Annotated in this window: 16 protein-coding genes; 4 read left to right on the plus strand and 12 right to left on the minus strand. The window is 59.6% G+C overall.

What is annotated here, in order from left to right; translation table 11 throughout:
* Positions 1–8: 8 nt before the first annotated feature.
* The 5 genes from P9L99_05900 to P9L99_05920 all read right to left on the minus strand — a co-directional run bounded on the left by P9L99_05900 (position 9) and on the right by P9L99_05920 (position 3,551).
* Entirely contained in the window at positions 9–170 is a 162-nt protein-coding gene (locus P9L99_05900) for a hypothetical protein (protein MDP8222874.1), read from the minus strand.
* 103 nt (positions 171–273) lie between these two features.
* Complete coding sequence (locus tag P9L99_05905) at positions 274–843, minus strand: methyl-accepting chemotaxis protein (protein MDP8222875.1); 570 nt, start codon at positions 841–843, stop codon at positions 274–276.
* A gap of 37 nt (positions 844–880) precedes the next feature.
* Positions 881–1,630, minus strand: coding sequence for an HD domain-containing phosphohydrolase (locus P9L99_05910; GenBank protein MDP8222876.1), 750 nt, complete (start codon positions 1,628–1,630; stop codon positions 881–883).
* Between the two features lie 21 nt (positions 1,631–1,651).
* Positions 1,652–2,044: a TIGR02266 family protein gene (locus P9L99_05915; protein ID MDP8222877.1), complete on the minus strand. Its 393-nt coding sequence runs from the start codon at positions 2,042–2,044 to the stop codon at positions 1,652–1,654.
* Positions 2,045–2,081: 37 nt separating this feature from the next.
* Positions 2,082–3,551 carry a hypothetical protein gene (locus P9L99_05920; GenBank protein ID MDP8222878.1) on the minus strand — a complete coding sequence of 490 codons (1,470 nt, stop codon included), beginning with the start codon at positions 3,549–3,551 and terminating at the stop codon, positions 2,082–2,084.
* A 322-nt stretch (positions 3,552–3,873) separates the two neighbouring features.
* On the opposite strand from P9L99_05920, the gene P9L99_05925 reads away from it, so the two are divergent.
* The 3 genes from P9L99_05925 (at position 3,874) to groL (ending at position 7,570) form a co-directional block, all read left to right on the plus strand.
* The gene (locus P9L99_05925; GenBank protein MDP8222879.1) at positions 3,874–5,262 is read left to right on the plus strand and encodes a radical SAM protein; all 1,389 of its coding nucleotides are present in this window, start codon (positions 3,874–3,876) and stop codon (positions 5,260–5,262) included.
* A 329-nt stretch (positions 5,263–5,591) separates the two neighbouring features.
* Positions 5,592–5,882 (plus strand): co-chaperone GroES, encoded by a 291-nt coding sequence (gene groES, locus P9L99_05930; protein MDP8222880.1) that lies wholly within the window; start codon positions 5,592–5,594, stop codon positions 5,880–5,882.
* Between the two features lie 41 nt (positions 5,883–5,923).
* The gene (gene groL, locus P9L99_05935; protein MDP8222881.1) at positions 5,924–7,570 is read left to right on the plus strand and encodes a chaperonin GroEL; all 1,647 of its coding nucleotides are present in this window, start codon (positions 5,924–5,926) and stop codon (positions 7,568–7,570) included.
* A gap of 150 nt (positions 7,571–7,720) precedes the next feature.
* Here the strand turns inward: groL and P9L99_05940 are convergent, their stop codons facing one another.
* The 7 genes from P9L99_05940 to P9L99_05970 all read right to left on the minus strand — a co-directional run bounded on the left by P9L99_05940 (position 7,721) and on the right by P9L99_05970 (position 17,892).
* Positions 7,721–9,091 carry a hypothetical protein gene (locus P9L99_05940; protein MDP8222882.1) on the minus strand — a complete coding sequence of 457 codons (1,371 nt, stop codon included), beginning with the start codon at positions 9,089–9,091 and terminating at the stop codon, positions 7,721–7,723.
* A complete protein-coding gene (locus P9L99_05945) occupies positions 9,088–10,485 on the minus strand; it encodes a hypothetical protein (GenBank protein ID MDP8222883.1) in 1,398 nt (465 codons plus the stop codon). Before P9L99_05945 ends, P9L99_05940 begins: the two co-directional genes overlap by 4 nt.
* A 3-nt stretch (positions 10,486–10,488) precedes the next feature.
* On the minus strand, positions 10,489–12,615 hold the full coding sequence (locus tag P9L99_05950; GenBank protein MDP8222884.1) for a DUF4091 domain-containing protein: 2,127 nt from the start codon (positions 12,613–12,615) through the stop codon (positions 10,489–10,491).
* Between the two features lie 466 nt (positions 12,616–13,081).
* On the minus strand, positions 13,082–15,337 hold the full coding sequence (locus P9L99_05955) for a heterodisulfide reductase-related iron-sulfur binding cluster (protein MDP8222885.1): 2,256 nt from the start codon (positions 15,335–15,337) through the stop codon (positions 13,082–13,084).
* 84 nt (positions 15,338–15,421) lie between these two features.
* The gene (locus P9L99_05960; protein MDP8222886.1) at positions 15,422–16,381 is read right to left on the minus strand and encodes an electron transfer flavoprotein subunit alpha/FixB family protein; all 960 of its coding nucleotides are present in this window, start codon (positions 16,379–16,381) and stop codon (positions 15,422–15,424) included.
* A gap of 45 nt (positions 16,382–16,426) precedes the next feature.
* Complete coding sequence (locus P9L99_05965; protein MDP8222887.1) at positions 16,427–17,212, minus strand: electron transfer flavoprotein subunit beta/FixA family protein; 786 nt, start codon at positions 17,210–17,212, stop codon at positions 16,427–16,429.
* A gap of 62 nt (positions 17,213–17,274) precedes the next feature.
* Complete coding sequence (locus P9L99_05970; protein ID MDP8222888.1) at positions 17,275–17,892, minus strand: TetR/AcrR family transcriptional regulator; 618 nt, start codon at positions 17,890–17,892, stop codon at positions 17,275–17,277.
* A 520-nt stretch (positions 17,893–18,412) separates the two neighbouring features.
* Between P9L99_05970 and P9L99_05975 the strand changes: the two genes are divergently transcribed.
* Entirely contained in the window at positions 18,413–18,970 is a 558-nt protein-coding gene (locus tag P9L99_05975) for an MXAN_5187 C-terminal domain-containing protein (GenBank protein ID MDP8222889.1), read from the plus strand.
* Positions 18,971–19,009 lie beyond the last annotated feature (39 nt).

Raw genomic sequence — 19,009 nt, forward strand, 5'->3', positions numbered from 1 at the left:
GCGGCGGCCTACCACTCTTCGACGAAGCCCGCTTCCGCGAAGGTGACGCGACACCAAGCGCGCAGGAAGCCGCTGTAGGCCTCGCGTCGTTGCTCGTAAAGCTGGTCGTGTTGGCAGATGAAATCCTGGCGACGCTCCCCGGCAAAGGCACTACGGGCGCGGTCGGTCACACAGTCAGAATAAAAATGGTAGCCAATCCGGCTAGGGCGATGGTGCCCACGAAGAGCCAGAGCTCGCCGACATCGAGTCCGTTTTTCGGAGACGGTTCGTCGCTCATGGCGTGATTAGGCCCTCGTCTTTTACCTTCGCGCCTTCGGCTTTCTGCCGCAGATTCTTCACCAACTCCTGCGCGCGGTTTTTGTCGAAGTCGTCGGCCGCCATCAACTCAAGCAGTTCCGTGAGGCCGGCATCCACCTGCGTGAAGATTTCGACTTCTTCGCGGGCGCGTTGGCGCAACAGGGCCTGCGTGGCGTTGAAGACTTGCGCGAGGTTCTGGAATTCATCTTTTTCGCGCAAGTGCAGGTCGCGGGTGTAGTTGCCGTCGCGCACCCAATTCAGGTGTCGATTGAAGGCGTACACGGGGCCGACAATCCTGTGCGAGAAGCGCACGCCGTACCAGACGGTCAGTCCGACGAAGAGCATCACCACCAAAAGCATGGCGATCATGGCACCGTCGATGTCGGCTTCCGCAGTGTTTCCGGCTGAGTCACCGCCGAGCCAGAGAATCAAAACGCCGGCAATGCCGAGCGAGACAATGAAGACAACTAACAGCGCAACAAACTTGCCCTGGAAGGTTTTATCGATGAAGTAGCGTTTTCGCTTATCGGTTCCCGCAAATGCCATGGATTCCCTCCTGTCGGCGGACTCCCACTCTTATAGTTCACTCCTGGGCGGAGTTCAATGTCGTGGCAGTGAAGCGATCAATTTCCGCGCGCAGATCTTCGTCGCCCTTGAGAACCTGCACCAACGCGGCGACGCACGCTTCGTCGAACGCTTTGCCCGCCTGTTCGTAGAAGTACTCGAGCACTTCGCTTTCGTCTCGAGCTTGACGATGGCCGCGGTCGGCGATCATGGCCACGAAGGTGTCGCTAAGGCCGATCACGCGGGCGTCGAATTCAATCGCGTCGCCCTGCAGGCCTTTGGGATAACCGCTGCCGTCAAGGCGTTCGTGTGACTGAAAGATCAGCGTGGCAATATCCCACGGGTAAATAACGGGGTCGAGGATTTGGGTCCCGATTCCCACATGCCGCTCCAACACGACGCGCTCTGCGGCATCCAGTGCGCCCTCTTTGACCAGCACCTGCTTGGGTACGCCGATTTTGCCCACGTTCATCAGCGTTGCGGCAATGCGCAGGCGTTCGCGCTCGCCTTCATCCATCCCGAGTTGGCGCGCCACGGCGACCGCCACATTGGCGACCATTTCCGAATGGCCTACGGTGTAGGGGTCCTTCGCTTCGATGGCGCGAACCAAGGCTTGGATCGTGGCAAGGTAAGCGATTCTGAGTTTGATTTCCGATGTGGCCAGAGCCTCGTCGCCGTGGGCCAAGGCCTCGCGCAGCGCGCTGATCTCCGCCTTAAGCCGGGCGTTTTCCTCTTGTAGTTCAGCCCATCGAGAGTCTTCGCCGCTCATGCAGTGCTCCTTTGTCCCTCGTTACTCGGTGAGCAGGGCTTTGCGCTTGACCAAGTTCGCGATGGCCTCGCGGTCTTCGTCGTTCAGATCGGTGAACTCAATGCCCATGCCGGGATTGATGTTGTCGCCGCCGGGCCGGTACTCGTTGATCCACGCGACTTGGCCGTTGGTGTCGATGATGCGGCCGTTCTCGGGCAACGTGAATCGCAAACTCAAATGCGTACCGATCGGCAACGGATTGCGCGTCGCTAAGAAAATACCGCCGCGGCTTAGGTTGGAGGTGTATTCGAACAGGAAGGTGTCTTCCGATAGCAGTTCGTAGTCAACCCGCGCTTTGAGGGGAACGCGAGCGTCCCGACGTTGATCGCTTGCCTGCGAGCCTTTTTTGGCTTTGGTCGTGGTTTTTTTGGCCATTTGTTTCTCCTAACAAGAGTATCGGCACCTCGGCTGACTACTTTAAAACAAAGGTCTTTTCCGCCCGAACCGCACCGTCGCTTTCCCACCGAACACTGTATTCGCCGGGTGTAAACCACGTGCCGCTCATGAGAATCACCGTGTTCTCGCCGAAAAATTCCTGTCGCCACGATTCGACGACAAAGTCTTCTCCACCCGGACCGGTCACAGTCCATTTCATCTGTTGAACACCTGCCGGGTGGCCGAGGATCAGATTAAAATACAATCGAGTGCCGGCGGGAAATTCCGTCGACGATTCGCCCGTCGCGGAGGAGGAGTCGCCGACGGATGCCGTCATCACGTAACCAGGCGAAGGTTCCAACGCTTTTTCAGGTGCCTCGCCGATCGCCTCGGCGAGTTGCTTGCGTTGGGCTTCTTCAGCTTCCGGCAAGAGCGACAGAGCGTACAGACACTGGCGGGCACCGGGCGGGTCGTCAAGTTGCGTGGCGCGGGCCAAGCCTAACTTGAACCAGGCTTCGGCGTTTTGTGAGTCCACCAGCACAGCTTGCAGAAACTGTTGCGCGGCGTCGTCGGGCCGTTCGCGCGCCGCGTAAAAATCGCCCATGCGAAGGTATTCGAATACGTCGCTGCCATCGTTGGCCGGCGGCAACGCGAACACGTCGGCAAGAGATGCCCCTTCACCATCGCGTTGTGCAACGGCTAGTTGGCGGTATCGTTCCGCTGCGGCGTCATGGCCGTCCACGAACAGCAGCCGGGCGATTCGCAAATGGGGCAACTCGGCGCCAACCTGCGGTAACGACGCCGCGAGGAAATACTGCGTCAGCGCCCCCTGGCGGTCACCCTCTTGTTCCAGGGCGTTGCCGTGTGAAAGCAGAACGCTGAAATACAATTCGGCGAGGTCTTCGTCCTCCGGTCGCAATAACCGAGCGCTACGGGCGGTCTCGACAGCGCCGGCATGCGCGCCGCGATACAGTTGTACGCGGGCCAGCCCCGCCAGGACTTCCGGTTCGCGGGGTCCGACGCGGGCGGCGGCGGCGAGCTGTTTTTGTGCGTTGTCGTAGTTTTCCCGCCAGATCCAATATTCAGCGAGGATGACGCGGGATTCCCACCGTGCCGGATATTCGGCGGCGCATTCGCGGGCGACCTTGGCCGATTCGAGGTACTTGCCGATCTTTTGCAGCGCGTTGGCTTGGTAGATCATCGCGTCGGCGCGCATCGGGAATTTCGTGACACCGATTTCCACGGCTTGGTCGAGCAACGAAGCGGCCGATTCAAAATTCTTCGCCCGGTATTGCTCGAGCCCTTGCTCGTACAAGCGGCCCGCGACCGGATGCACCGGCCCTTGCCACTGCCTCGCGGCTTGAATCGCTTCTTGGTATTGGCCGGGCCCGGTGGGGTTGAGTTCGGGCCCTTTTTTTTTGCAGCCGACGAGCCCCGCACAGCCGATCACCACGGCCAGCGCGACGAGTAGGACGGTCAACACGCGTGATGTTTTTGTATCCATCATGCTCCTACGCTCGCTGTGGGCGAAAAGACTGCCTAAAATCAATTAGTTAGGAATAAGTCCCTATTAACGCTAGCACCCCGAAAAGATTCTTGTCAACATGTGTTTTCGACAACCTCGCCAACGAAGGCCGCCAACCTGCCGCGGTCTGGTTTTGTTGCGCACCCGCAACGTATCCGCTACAATTTTCGCCACGTCTCGCGTCGCCCATCCCGGCGCCCGAAAATCGTAGGATCGCCACCCCATGGCAAAGCAAAAACCGAGCGTCTGCAGACCGGCGGAATAACACGATGATGGATCACGCCTTCACCCCGGCAAGCGCGTTATGAAGATCGTGCTGCTGCGCTGCGGCCCTCGCGCGGCTTTCGACGAGCTGCTCAATCCGCCACTTGGTTTGCTGTATTTGGCCGCCGTGCTACGCGATCGAGGCGATAGCGTCCGGGTGATCGATCTGAAGCTTGCCCCGCCCGGCCACGACCCGACGGGTGAGCTGCGCGACTTCGCGCCCGATGTTATCGGTTTGAGCGCCTTCTCGCCCGACGCGATCGATTTGGCCCGCATCGCGAAGTTGCTGCGCCGCTCTTTTCCGCACACGCCATTGGTTGTCGGCGGTCCGCACGCCACCAGTGATCCGGCCGCCACGCTGGATGATGGCGTTATTGATTTCGCCGTCATCGGGGAAGGTGAGTCGACGTTTCCGGAATTGTTGGACCGACTGCCGGATCGGCCGCACGAGGTGCCGGGCGTCGTAACCAAATACGAAGGCGAACTTCGTTGGGGGCCGACGCGCGAGCCGATTGCCGACCCGGACACGCTGCCCTACCCGGCCTGGGATCTGGTGGACGTGCCGGCCTACAGCCGTTTTCACGGCGCCACGCCGGTGGGTAAGCGGCCGTACATGCCGGTCTTCACCTCACGTGGCTGCCCGTTCGGCTGCACGTACTGTCACCGCATTTTCGGAAAAACGTTTCGCGGACGGTCTGCCGCAAGCGTGGCCGGGGAGATCGCCGCCCTGCGTGACCGCTTCGGCATCCGCACGATTGAAATCTGCGACGACATCTTCAACCTGCAGCCCGCGCGCGCCATCGCGATATGCGAAGCGATTGCCGACCGCACGCCCGGTACGCAACTCTCGTTTCCCAACGGCCTGCGGGCCGACACAATGACCTCCGAAGTGCTCGCCGCCATGCGACGGGCGGGCACGTATTACATCAGCTACGCCATCGAAACCGCCACGCCGCGGCTGCAGAAGATGGTGTGCAAGAACGTTAACCTAGAGAAGGCTCGGGACGTTATCGCGCAGACCGTCGCCGCGGGCATTTTCACAAACGGCCAGTTCATGGTGGGCTTCCCCACCGAAACCGAGGCCGACGTGCGCCGCACGATCAATTATGCCGTGAGTACCCGATTCCATTCGATGAGCGCCTATATTTTCGTGCCCTTCCCGAATTCGGAAATCTACGAGCAGGTCAGCGACAAAATCGCCGGGCTGAAACCGCAGGCGCATTTCGACTACCACACCGGCGTGGTCAATTGCAGCGAGATCCCCACCCCGCGACTCGCGCGACTGCGCCGGCGCATGTATCTGGCCTTTTACCTCGGGCGCGGTCGCTTGCTGCGCACCGTATGGGCGCACCCGGACAAGGCTTCGCTGCCGCGGCTGGCCTGGATTGTCATCAAGCGTTTGTGGCGGGGTGTGGCGGCGTCGAGTTAGCCGGCCAGGGCCGACGTGCTGTCGGCAAAACGAGCAGCCGGCCGCCATTTTCGTACATTCCAACGTCGGTTTTTGCTCTGCGGGCCGGGCAGACGCGCTTGTCTGCGCCGATTTGCCGGAAAACTTGTGCTCGACGTATTAAAACCCCCAAGCCCGCGTTGACTTTGTTGTTAATAATGTTTACTTTTCCGCCGCTTTGCGGCGTTGAGTGGATGCCGCAGCTTTTGGTGGGTGCGTTGGGGCACATCGATGTTTTGTGACTAATTGCGCCACGTCGGTGGATGTGGTGAATGACTTTTTTACCCATTGGTACCATAAGGAGTGACGACATGAACTTGAAACCGCTGCATGATCGAGTAGTCCTCAAGCGCCTGGAAGAAGAGGACAAGACCAAGGGAGGTATCTTCATCCCTGAGTCCGCCAAGAAAAAACCCGCCCAGGGTGAGGTTATCGCAGTCGGCGACGGCAAGGTGATGGAAGATGGCACGAAACAGGGCATGAACGTCAAGATCGGCGACAAAGTCCTGTTCAGCACCTATGCGGGCACCGAAGTCAAACTCGACGGCGAAGAATATTTGATTATGCGTGAGGAAGAAATCCTCGGCATCATCGAGAAATAACACTTTCCCTTTGGGATTCACGAATTACACGGGAGTAGAAAATGGCGAAAGATATCCTCTACGGTCTGGAAGCGCGGACGAAGATCCTCGCGGGTGTTGACAAATTAGCCAACGCCGTGAAGGTCACGCTCGGCCCCAAAGGCCGCCATGCGATCCTTGAGAAATCCTTTGGCGCGCCGACCGTGACCAAGGACGGCGTAACCGTTGCCAAGGAAATTGACCTGGAAGACCGGTTCGAAAACATGGGCGCGCAAATGGTGCGCGAAGTCGCGTCGAAAACCTCGGACGTGGCCGGTGACGGCACGACGACGGCGACGATCCTCGCCCAGGCGATTTTCCGCGAAGGCGTGAAGATGATCGCCGCCGGCGCCAGCCCCATGGAACTCAAGCGCGGCATCGACAAGGCCGTGGACGTGGTTGTGGAAGAATTGCGCAACCTGTCCAAGCCGATCCAAGACCCGAAAGAAATCGCGCAGGTCGGCGCTATTTCAGCCAACAGCGACAGCCACATCGGCGACACGATTTCCCAGGCGATGGACAAAGTCGGCAAAGAGGGCGTGATCACGGTTGAAGAAGCCAAGGGCATCGAAACGACGCTGGAAGCCGTCGAGGGCATGCAGTTCGACCGCGGCTATCTCAGCCCCTATTTCGTGACCGATCCCGAGCGGATGGAAGTGGCTTTCGACGAGCCGTTGATCCTGCTGCACGAAAAGAAAATCGCCGGTATGAAAGACCTGCTGCCGCTGTTGGAGCAGGTTGTCAAAATGGGCCGTCCGTTGATCATCGTGGCCGAAGATATCGAGGGTGAAGCCCTGGCTACGTTGGTGGTCAACAAACTGCGCGGTACGCTTCAAGTCGCCGCCGTCAAGGCTCCGGGCTTCGGCGATCGCCGCAAGGCCATGCTGGAAGACATCGCGCATTTGACCGGCGGCAGAGTGATCGCCGAAGAGCTCGGTGTGACGCTGGAAAGCGTATCGCTCCAAGATCTAGGCTCCGCCAAGCGCGTAGTGATCGACAAAGACAACACGACGATCATCGACGGCGCCGGCGCCTCCGAAGCCATCGAAGGCCGCGTGAAGCAGCTTCGCCAGCAGGTCGAGGCAACGACCAGCGACTACGACCGTGAAAAGTTGCAGGAACGGCTGGCCAAGTTGGTCGGCGGCGTGGCGGTCATCAAGGTCGGTGCGGCGACGGAAGTTGAGATGAAGGAAAAGAAAGCCCGCGTCGAAGACGCTTTGAACGCCACGCGCGCCGCAGTGGAAGAAGGCATCGTTCCGGGAGGCGGCGTTGCGTTGCTGCGTACCGTCCCGGCGGTGGCCAAATTGAAGCTGGACGGCGATCAGCAAGCTGGCGTGAAAATCATTTTGCGCGCTCTGGAAGAGCCGATTCGGCAGATCGTCAACAACGCCGGCCTCGAAGGCGCGGTGGTTGTCGATGCGGTCAGGGGCAAAAAGGGCGGCTACGGCTTCGATGCTCAGAACGAAGAGTACACCGACCTGATCGCCGCGGGTATCATCGACCCGACCAAGGTCACCCGCAGCGCGCTGCAGAACGCGGCGTCGGTCGCCAGCACACTGCTGACCACCGAAGTGATGATTGTCGAGAAGCCCAAAGACGACGCCGCCGGCGGCATGCCCGGCGGCATGGGCGGCATGGGTGGAATGGGCGGCATGCCCGGCATGATGTAACAGACCAAGTCCCGCCGGCTTTCGCCGGTGACGACGCAGTCTTTACGTGAGAAACAAAAACCCTCGGCCTTTGGGCCGGGGGTTTTTTTACGGCTGAAGCCGTTCTTACCGGTGGTTGGGGAACTCGCGCCCCAAACCTCGTTTGCGCCGTTACTCGATCGGCGAAATCTCCAGAATGCGTACTTGGTATCGGTCGTACAACACGTCGATGCGGCCGTCTTCGTCCGGAGTGAAGGTTTCCTCGGTGGTGTAATCGACGACGCAAAGATTCTCGCCAAACGCCGAGACATCAAGGTTGATGACCATCGGACGCTCGTTGGTCGAAACCGAAAGCACCCAGTCGGCGGTGTCTTCCTGCTTGACGACGTAGTCGAACATGGAAACCGAATACGGCGTTTGCGGGTCTAGATCGATCGCGGCGTCGTCGGCCAGGATAACGCCGAACAACTCGTTGATCTCACCCACGTGCGTAATGAATTCATCCCAGATTTCCGGCACGGCGTGAATCGTGTAGTCGCCGCTGTAATTCCACGGCAGCAGGCCCCTGGCCCCCAGGACGATGAACTGCCACATCATGTTGCGCAGTTCCCAGGCGTCGGGGTGGAAAGGCTGGTCAAAGCGACCTTCATACCACTCCCAACTAAAGGCCTGCATGACGCCCATGACCGGTTTTTCGTCCTCCACCGCGGCGCGCGCTTCCAGAACGGAGTATTTGACCATCGACAGGAAAATGTACGGCGACGGGTATGGGTCGACGGCAAAAACCGAGCAGTCCGAGGAGTACATCGTGAAATCCTCCATCGCCTGCTCAACCAGGAAGTCCGGATGCTCCGCGGAATAGGTGTTGAGGATGTAATGCACGCGCTCGGTCAGTTCATGGTCGGGCCGATGCAGCGCGGGCTCGTCGAAGGTATGCCAACCGAAAAGGCTGCCCACGCCGTTGCGCTCGTCCAGTTCGGCTTCCAGTTCCGACTCCGGCCGCGTGAGTGTTTCGCTCAAACTCGACCAGGGCTTCAGGAACAGGAACACGCCCTTGTCCTGTGCCAGACGCAACAAATCGATTTGCGGTTGCGTACCACTGCCGCAACAGCCCGGCCCGCCGTAACCGATGTTGAACCCCTCGGACTTGTAGATCTCGAGGCCCTCCGCATCGGTGGGGACGCGATAGAAACCGATCGGGAAAAAGCGTTGACCGTCGACGAGAAAGTAGTTGTCTTCGTCCCAGGAAACCGTGGTGGGGTCGGCCAGGTCAGGCTCGGGCCAGGGATCCGGCGCCACGGGCACGCAATCTTTGCAACCGCCGGCCCGCTGCGGCGGGCTGAGGTTGGCGAGTTCGCCGCGTTGGGCGGTTTCATCGGGCAGGTTCGGCGCCCCGTCGTCGTCCGCCGTTGCGTCATCGCCGCCGTCGTGATTCGCGTCGGGGCAGTCGTTACAGGCTTGGTCGCTATTGTGATCGCAGGCGGCCAAACCGAAAACCAACAAGAACAGGGCGATCGCCAGCCGGAACGTCGCGCGTTTCATGGCAGCACCTCCTCGGGCATCGTGGCGTCGTAAATGTATTGCGCAATCGTCAAAACCGTCGAACGCATGCCGTCTTCAGGCGGGTTGTATAGGAAGGGACCGATCGGCACGGGCACCGGCAACAGGCGGATTTCCGGCAGGTCGAACCACGCGAAGGCCACGTCCAGCAGTTCCATCAGCCAGTTCAGTTCGCTGATGACGAACCAATTGGGCAGCGACGGGTTAATGTCTTCCGGCCCGCCGTCCAGCAACGCCGCGCCCAGATCATTCGACATGGTCATGATGCCTTCGATTGTCGTTTGCAGTTCCGGCGACAGGTCGAGGAAAAAGGGCACGTGCCACAGCTCGCCTTCGTCGTACCGGCCGTTGCCGTTGGCGTCGATGTAGCCAAGCACGTCGTCTTCCTGCGGCTCGGTTTCCTCCATCGCCATCGCGAACGCGCCAGCCATCGTGCGCAGACCCAGGCCGCCGTTGACGCACGAGGAGGTAAGCTGCTCTTCCCCGTCATCCAGGAAAGTCAATAATTCCGGGTAGTCCGGGTCTTCCAACAGAGCGATGAGCAGCCCGCTGAGACTGTGCAGCAACTCTTTGATATCGCCGCTGGCCGGGAATTCCCAATGCGCGAAGGTGTAGTAGTTGAACGTGGCGTCGTAGGCCAACAACGCGTGCTCGAACGATCCGACCAATTGCGCGAAGGCGTACGCGTTCTCCACGTCGGCGATGTCCCATTCCCCGCCCATGTCCAGGATCACGTGGTCGCCGTCCACCCACAGCGGCAGTTCCTCAAAGTAGAACTCGACTTGCGGGTGATTTTCCCGGAGATCGGCGGCCAACGCGGTGATTTCCGCGTTCACCGGCAGCATGTAGTCGCGCACCATCGCCTGCACGACGGTGCCGATGCTCTTGTCGCCTTGTTCGTGCGGCGCGGGGTTGAAGTTTGTGATGAACTGAATGAGCCGCTGGAACATATCGACGTACCATTGCACGTCGGCGGCGAGCATACCGAGTTTGGCGTCGCCGACTTCGGGGCACAGCCGCGTGGCTTCGAGAAAGTCACCGTAGGCGGCGTCGAACTCGTAATCGTAGAGGTGCTGTTTCCCCGAAACGACGAGCGGATTGTAGTTTTCCCAATCGCAAATCTCCGGCGGAGGAGTGTCGTCATCATTGTCGTCGTCATCGGTTGTGTCGTCGTCATCATCGGTTGTGTCGTCATCGGCGCCCGTATCGTCATCGGCGGTGTCGTCATCGTCACCGGTAGTGTCGTTGTCGTCATCGTCGTCGGCCGAGGGCGTGTCGTTATCGTCGTCGTCGTCGTCGCCGCAGGCCATGGTCAACAACATCGTGCCGACCAGCAGCGCCAGGAAAATCAAGAGAAAGGTCCGTGTGGTTTTCATCGTTCAAATCCCTCCACAGCCGGCGTTTTGGTCGCCGTCGTCATCATCATCTCCCGCGGCGTTGCCACCGCCGTCGTCGTCACCGGCGGTAATGCCTTCGGCGCTGACTCCGTTACGATTGTGCTGGTCATCGTCGTCGCCGTTGTCGTCGTCGCCTTCGGCAAGCGTCCGCACGGTGATTTCCTCGCTGGGCGCGGAGCGGTTCCCATTCAGGTCAAACGCCTGCACCCAGATAACGTGGTCGCGTCCGGGCATGAGGCCCAGCAGCCGCGCGCCCGTCGCGTTGGCGTCGACCATGCCACCGAAGAGTTCATCGCCTTCGTAAATCGCGTACCAAATTTCGTACCCCGCCAAATCCGGCGCGGTGGGCGCCGTCCACGTGAGTTCAACGGCCTCGATATCCGGCGTGCCGTCCACATCGGTGGGCGCGGCGGGCGGTATTTCGTCCAGTTCGCCAAGGATTTTCTCGGCCACCTTGCGCCGCCAATCCAGCACGCGTTCCCAGTCACGCTCGAACTGCCAGGTTTTCGGCGCCACGGTGAGCGTTACGCCGTCCACCCAGTCTTCGTACCCGGCCAGGTCCAGCAGGTGGAAATACTCGTAATCTTCCATTCCCTCGCGCAAATACTTCATGCGCAACGAGGCGACGGGAATGTCGGACGAGCCGCCGATTTTGCTCACGACGCCTGGGTAGATCATCGTGCCGTCGCCCTGGCAGACGAACTGATACGCGAAATTATCGCTCCACAGGTCCTGCCCGCCACGGTAGTTGTACAAGGTGTGCCAGAACAAAATGCCTTGGAAATGGTACCGGCGTGTCAGCCACAGCCACGCTCGCATGTGGGTCGATTCTTGGTCGATCATGTGCGAGGCGTAGCCGAAGCCGGTCGTGGCGCTCACGCAGTTGTACCACCAGGTTTTCATCCCGGCGTCGCGCACTTCGTCGTACTTTTCGGGATAAGGCGGCCACGGCATGCTGTCGGAGAACAGCGGTTCGTCCGGGCACCAGATGTCGATGTCGCCGTCGAGATCTTCCTCGTATTGCTCGGTAACCATCGGCTGCAGGCCGGGATGCGCATTGTGGATGCGCTGCGATAGATCCCGCAACGACGGATACTGCGCGGGGTCCGGCTCGTCGGGCATGTAGTACCAAATCTTGTCGATCCACCCCATCGCCTCGAAGTGATCGCCCCACCCCTTCCAGTACTCGCGCTCCCAATCGGCCGGGGTTACATGCCCTGGTCGACCGCCCTGCGGGCCCGGCAGGCGCATGCCGGTGAAGGCGTAATCGCGGTAGAAACCGCCGTCGAGGTACGGCGCATGCAGGGTGTCGAATTCCGTCCAATCCCAATCGAAGGTGTTGGTGGCATCGTTCCAGGTCGCCGTCGGCGAGGTCATTCTCCAACTGTAGATGCCCATGCGGTGCCGGGCGAATTCTTCGTAGTAGTAAAGATTAAGGGTGTCGCAATCGGTCGTGCCGCCGTTGTTGCCGTGCCAGGAGCAGGGCGTGCTGCGACTGTAGCCGTAGTTGCTGTCGATCGAAAGTTGGTCGGGCAGCGCGAAATCCCACACCGTCAGCGTAACGGTACCGGTCCACGTCGCGCGATCGGTCGCCGTGACCGTCACCGTCGCGGTGTAGTCGCCGGGCGTTTGGTCCTCGGGTACGAACACGTCGACAAAGACCGCCTGGGCGAAATCGGCGGCGACATCAAAGGGTGCGCCGGCACGGATTTCGCCGACGAAATGGTCGACGAAGGGCACGAGAGCGTCGGGCCAATAGCCGGCACTGTTTGGATCAGGCGGCTGGTGACTGATTCTGTCCGCTGTCACTTCCAGGTAGTGCACGCGGTAGGCTTCGACCTCGGTGATGTCGTCGCCGGGCCCGCTAAAGGGCGAGATATCCACATCCACATCGGTCACGCCCGCATCGTCGCGCACGAGTACTTGAAACGGCTCCCATTCGTTTTGAGCGGCGAACAAATGGTAGGTGTCGGCCGGCTCAAAGGAAAATTCAGGCCGGTGCTTATTTGTACCGTGGGTAAGGCCGACCAGATACTCCGCCGCCGCCGGACCGACCATCGCCAAGCACAAACCGACCGCCACTATCAGCAGGAAAAATCGCTTCCACATTGGAGGGACCCCTTGAGCGGTTGGAACCATACAGCACACGAACGGTAATGATACGCGCCGCGGTACAGCCGGTCAATTCCTGAATGGTGGAATGCGTTTGAAACCATGATATTCAACCCGATGATCACCCTTTTTGAATATTTTTGTCATAAAAAAACGGGCGGGTTGGCGGCCCCGCCCGCTGCTGGGGGTCGAAGAGGGTGCGACGCGACGCCACTGCGGCGTGCGACAGGGGCTGGAAGCGAAGGCGCGATATGATCGGCTTGGCTGTGGTCGCGAAGGTGACCGCATGGGTTGGGATCCGACCACAAGTGTCGGAAACCCTATCGCCTCGCTTGCCCTCTTCTTTTCACTGTCGGCTATTTAAAGAGATCGGCTCGGGCGACAAAGACGATGAGAATAAAAAAACCACCCCCGCAAACCAATCAGCTTGCGGGGGCGGTTGGTGCCTATTGGCGAGGATTCGTTAAGCCTGCTCTTCAGGCTCCGCCGGCGCTTCGACCGGTTCCGAGAAAACCGTGTTTTCAAAGACGATCTCAGCGATATCCATTTGGCGCTTGCCTTCCATGACTTCTTCCATTTGCGGCCGTTTCAAGGCTTCGTCGAACATCATGCCGCACAGCGGACAGGCCGAGACGATATCCGTCGCGCCCGTAGCCGCCAACTCTTCACTGCGCACATTGTTGCAGCGGTCGATGCCCTGTTCCGGATCGAAGTCTTCTTCCAGCCAAGCCCGGCCGCCACCGCCGCCGCAGCAGAAGGTTTTCTTGCCGGTACGCGCCGGCTCGATCACCGTGTAGCCGCAAGCCGCCAACACGTCGCGTGGCTCTTGCACGATATCGTTGTAGCGGGCCAGGAAGCAGGAATCGTGATACGTCGCGGTCTTGCCGTTGCCGCCCCGCAGCTTGATTTTCTGCTCGCGAATGAGTTGCGCGAGAATTTCGGTGTGGTGGAACACTTCCCACTGGAAACCGAAATCCGGGTACTCATGCTTCAGGCAGTTGTAGCTGTGCGGATCGGCCGTGACGACTTTCTTGCCCTTGAAGGTCGGGTCGAGTTCGCACTCTTCCACCGTCTGCTTGAACATCATCACCAGCGCCTGGAACGAAGCCTCGTTGCCCAAACGACGCAGGCTGTCGCCTTCCGAGAACTCCATCTCGCCCAACACCGCAACGTTGAGGCCCGCTTCTTTGAAGATCTTGGCCAGCGCGCGGTTCGCTTTGATCGCTTTCGGGTCGTAGGAACCCAGATCGCCGACATACCAGAGGTATTCGAAATCGGGATTCTCAAAGACCGTCGGCACGCCTTCTTCGGCGATCCAACTCATGCGCTCACTGGGGCTGAAGCCCCACGGATTGGCGTTGGTGTCCATGTTCTTGAAGAAGGTTTTGCAGGCCTTTTCGGAATCGTCGAATTCCATGGCCAGTTCGCGACGCATGTAGGTGATCAAAGGCACGTGCTCGATCATCGCGGGGCACGCGTGCATGCAGGCCATGCAGTTGGTGCAATCCCACAAGACAGTCGAGTCGATGGCGCCCCGGTATTCTTCGCCCCACATGGCGGCTTCGGATTTCAACAGGAAATGGCCGTCGGCCACCGAACCCTCGAGGCCCTCAGTTGCCTGGGCTTCGCCTTCTTCGGCGGTTTTTTCGACTGCGGCGTCAGCCTCGGCCTCGACCTTGGCCCACCAGTAATCCTTGACGGCCTGGATGAAGTCCTTGGGCGACAAGTGAACCTCACGGCCCTTCTTGGTTTCATAAGCCGGACAGACATCCTGGCAGCGGCCGCAACGCAGGCAGCCGTCGAGTTGCGCGATTTCGCGCCAGGTCAACTCTTCGATGCGTTTGTAACCCAGCTCGACATCTTCCCCGGCTTCCATCCGCTCCATCATGCTGGGGATGGGTTCGATCATTTTGCCGGTCGGTTTCAACGTCGCGGTGTAGATGTTGATCCCGGTGGTGAAGATGTGCCGCGCCTTGTAGTAAGGAATGCTGGCGATAAAGACCATCGAGGCCAGCACGTGGATGGTCCAGAACGCCTGGTGCAAGCCGGCGCTGCCGCCGAAAATTTTGCCCAGACCGTAACCGACGAAACTCGACGCTTCGTAAGCGACCTGCCCCTTCTCGGCCATCACCACGCCGATGCGCGCGCCCTCCGACAGGAACCCGGTGACCAACACGCCCAGCAAGAACCACAGGAACAGCGCGTCCTCGGCGCGGTTGTCCAAGCCTTCGGGTTTCATGACGTACCGGCGGTACATCGCCATCAGCACGCCGATGATCGCCAGTAAGCCAAACAGGTCCAGCAAAAAGCTGAATACAACATAGAAATCGCCATGAATGAATTTTTGCCCCCCGGAAAGCAACCGGTAGAGGTCTTCGTCCAGCACCGTCAACGAGGTGCCGATAAAGAGCACCACGAAACCCCAAAAGATCATTAAGTGCAGCACACCCTGATAGGTTTCCTGAAGAACCTTCAGTTGGCCGATCCAGTACTTAAGAAGTGAGCCCACGCGCGCGCCGACGTTGTCCAGCCGTCCCTCCGCCTTACGCCCCATGCGATAGGCCTTAAAGCGCGTCCAGAGGCCATAGGCGAAAATGGCTACGACGACGACGGCCAGCCCGTAGATGATCCAGCGGGTGTAGCTCCAGAAGCCCGGGTACATTTCCCACATGGCCAAGCGTTCCACGCCACTTTCGGCTACGTGTTTGGTGACAGCCATGTTCTGGCCTCCTTGTTCGATTTGCCGTAATAGGGGGCGCGACCGATGGCCGCGCCCCCTGACGAGTAATTAGTTCACGCGGCGTTACGCCGTGATTTTCTTGAGTTCCTCAGTCATGATCGGCAAGGCCTCAAAAAGGTCGGCCACGATGCCGTAATCGGCAACTTGGAAAATCGGCGCTTCTTCGTCCTTGTTGATCGCAACGATCACTTTGGACGTCCGCATGCCGGCCAGGTGCTGAATCGCGCCACTGATGCCGCAGGCAATATACAAAGTCGGATTGACGACCTTGCCGGTCTGCCCCACCTGCATCGAGTGCTGTGCGTAACCCGCATCCACTGCCGCGCGCGACGCGCCGACCGTGGCGCCGATGACGTCGGCGAGATCGTCGAGAAGCTTGAAGTTCTCGTCGCTCTTCATGCCGCGGCCGCCACTGACGATGCAATCGGCTTCGGTCAGGTCGAGCTTGCCGCTCTCCCCGGCGATAATTTCGGTGATCTGAGCCTTGGGCGCAGCCGCGTCGGTCGCGAGCGCGGCCTCTTCCCCGGCACCGGCGTTTTCTTCCACCGGGAGCGTATTGGGGCGAACCGTGGCCACGGCGATACCGGAAAAGGCGACGTCACAAAACGCTTTACCGGCGAACACAGGCCGTTTGGCGATGAAGTTCGCGCCGTCCATCTTGAAATCGACGATATCGCTGGCCAGCCCGGCGTCGACCTTGACGGCCACGCGGGGCGCGAGGTCCCGACCCAATGCGGTGGCGCCGATGAGCACCACGCTCGGGTTTTCCTGTTTGATCAAATTGGCCAGGATTTCAGCCCAAATTTCAGTGTTGTATTTGTCCACGCCGTCGGCGATGAAAACCTTCTCCGCGCCGTACGCGCCCAATTTGGCGCCGAGGCCGGCCAGGCCACTACCGATGGCGCAGGCCAAGACCTGGCCGCCGGTGCCCGCGGCGATCTTTTTCGCGGCGGACAGCATTTCAAGGGTAATCTTCTTAGGCTCCGTCCCCCGGAGCTCAGCCAAAACCAGAACGTTCGACATTTTGTTTCTCCTGTTCGAACCCGAATTCCGTTTCCGGGGTGAGAGTTAAACCACCTTCGCTTCTTCGCGAAGAAGCTTGACGACTTCGGCCACGCGTTGCGCCAGATCGTCGGCCGTGCCCTTGAAGATTTTGCCCGCTTGGCGGGGCGCCGGTAGCGTCCAAGCCACGATCTTCGTTTTGGCATCAGCAGCGCTCACGCCCACATCGGCCAGGGATTTCTTGGCCAGAGGTTTGCGTTTGGCTTTCATGATGCCGGGCAGGCTGGCGTAGCGGGGCTCGTTCAAGCCCTTGGTCGCGGCCAGAATCATCGGCGCGGCGCCCTGCACTACTTCTTTGGCGCCACCTTCGATGTCACGGTGCGCGGTAATGCTGTCGCCTTCGACTTCCACTTTGCGAATGACCGTTACCTGGCCGATGCCGAGCAGTTCGGCAACCATTTGCGGCACGGCGGCCATATCGTCGTCGACGGCTTGCTTGCCGCACAGGATCAGGCCGAAGTCTAACTCTTTGAGCGCGTTGGCGAGCGCTTTAGCCACGACGAACGAGTCGGCGCCGTAAATGCTGTCGTCCTCGACGTGCACGGCGTCATCGGCACCCATCGCCAAGGCGGTTCGGATCGCCTCTTCGGAGCGTTTCGGGCCGACGGACAAGACCGTTACTTTGGCCGCTTTGCCCGCTTCCTTCAATTTGAGGGCTTCTTCGACGGCATATTCGTCGTAGGGATTCAGGACCCACTTGATGCCCTCGAGGTCGATGTTGCTGGCGTCACCGAGCAGTTTGATTTTGCTCTCGGTATCCGGCGCTTGTTTGCACAAGACCACAATGTTCACGATAATACCTCCTTCAGCATTGAAGTTTGCATGTCATGTTTTCGAAACCACCCCCCCGGTGGTTATTTCCGTAACGATCGAATAAAAAACTCAGCCGTTTGGTCGGCCAAGGTTTTGATGTCGTACTTCGGAGACGGCGTCAGCACCCAATAGAGCACCAATTCGTCGAGCGCCCCGAACAACGCCCGCTTGAATACACCGGGCTGAATGTCCTCGGAGAACACGCCTTTGTCCTTGCCCTCGCGGATAATGTGGCTGACGATGTTGAGGTATTCGGCGAACTTTACCGGCACATATTCCTTCATGAACTTATGACTCTGCCGCAATTCCACACTGATCACTTCGGCAAGATTACGGTTTTGCTCCATAAGCCGAAAGTGCATCTCGATGAAAGTGCGCAGCTTCTCTTCGGGCGACTCAATGTCCGCCAACGCTTCTTGAAAGCGGGCGTTGATCTCCTGCAGGCGCTCTTCGAACACCTTGATGAGAATGTCGTCCTTGTTCTTGAAGTAAAGATAAATGGTACCGTCGGCGACGCCGGCTTCCTTGGCAATCTGGCTGATTTTCGAGTTGTGGAACCCGTTCTTCGCAAACACTTTGATGGCGGCGCGTAAGATCCGCTCGTGTTTGTCTTTGGCGGCGCTGCGCCCCTTGCTTAAATTCAGGTTCTGGGTCTGCACCATAAGCTCCTGAATCGAGTATTTCTCTGGCCTGAGCCCTTGATTTGATGGGTCCTGGTGATTCGTACCATCGGCCGCAATCGGTGGCCCCACCTACCATCCAGGCGGTTGCCGAAACAAATACTGAATGAACCCTCACTCAGTTGCCGAACTCTACCGACTCCGGCACAGCGTGTCAAGGGTTATCACTGGGTTATCACCGGCGTGCGAGAGCCCGCGCGGGCCGCCGCCGACAACCCCGTTCCGCCGCTTCTCGAAGTGGGTATTCCTTATGACGGACGGGCTCAATCGGGTTGCGTACTTCGGCCCGATTCGGGACGCTTTCACACCCTTGTCATCGCTTGCCGACGACGTTCAGCGATCGAAGAAGTAGGACACCTCTAGGGCGAGGTTCGCGGCCCCCTGAACGGCGCTCGCGGCAGAAAGACAAACGCATATTGCCCCAACCGGGGCGTTCGGTTTACAATTCGGCTCCGGTCACGGCGCAAGAAGCGGGTCCGGGTAAAAACGGGGACAGGGAATGGAAATCGAACAAGCCATTGCACAAATCAAGAAAGCTATGTTCGACTTGCGGCGCGATTACGAGCAATTTTTCAAGGGCGACCTTCGCCGTCCGCCGATGGCCGAGCGCGACCGCGTGCAAAAAATCCTCACGAAACTGCAAGTCATGCGTGTGACCAACACGCAGCTAAAGTTCCAAATCCAGACGGTCGGCAACCAATTCCTGACCTATTGCCGTCTGTGGGATCGCATCATGGCGCAGATCGAGACCGGCACGTACGCCCCCGATCGTTTCAAAGCCGATCAGCGCGTGGGACGCGTGGACGACATCTCCGAGAAACGATCCAAGACCGGCGAAGCGCCGCCGCGTGCCATGTCCAACGAGCGCGAGATGCGGGTGCTGTACAACCAGTACATCACCGCCCGCCACAAAACCGGCGAGAACACGCGCTTGAGTTACAACGCGTTTCAACGCTCGGTGGAGAAGCAGCGTCCGGTCATTGAAAAGCGACTCGGGCGTGACGCCGCGTTCAAGGTCGTGGTCGAGGACGGCCGCGCCAAAGTCAAAGGCTCCTGACCGGCTCCGGTCTCCGCAAAACCCAAAAGGACATCTCGC

Origin of the sequence: Candidatus Lernaella stagnicola (assembly GCA_030765525.1) — a bacterium.
GTDB classification, from domain to species: domain Bacteria; phylum Lernaellota; class Lernaellaia; order Lernaellales; family Lernaellaceae; genus Lernaella; species Lernaella stagnicola.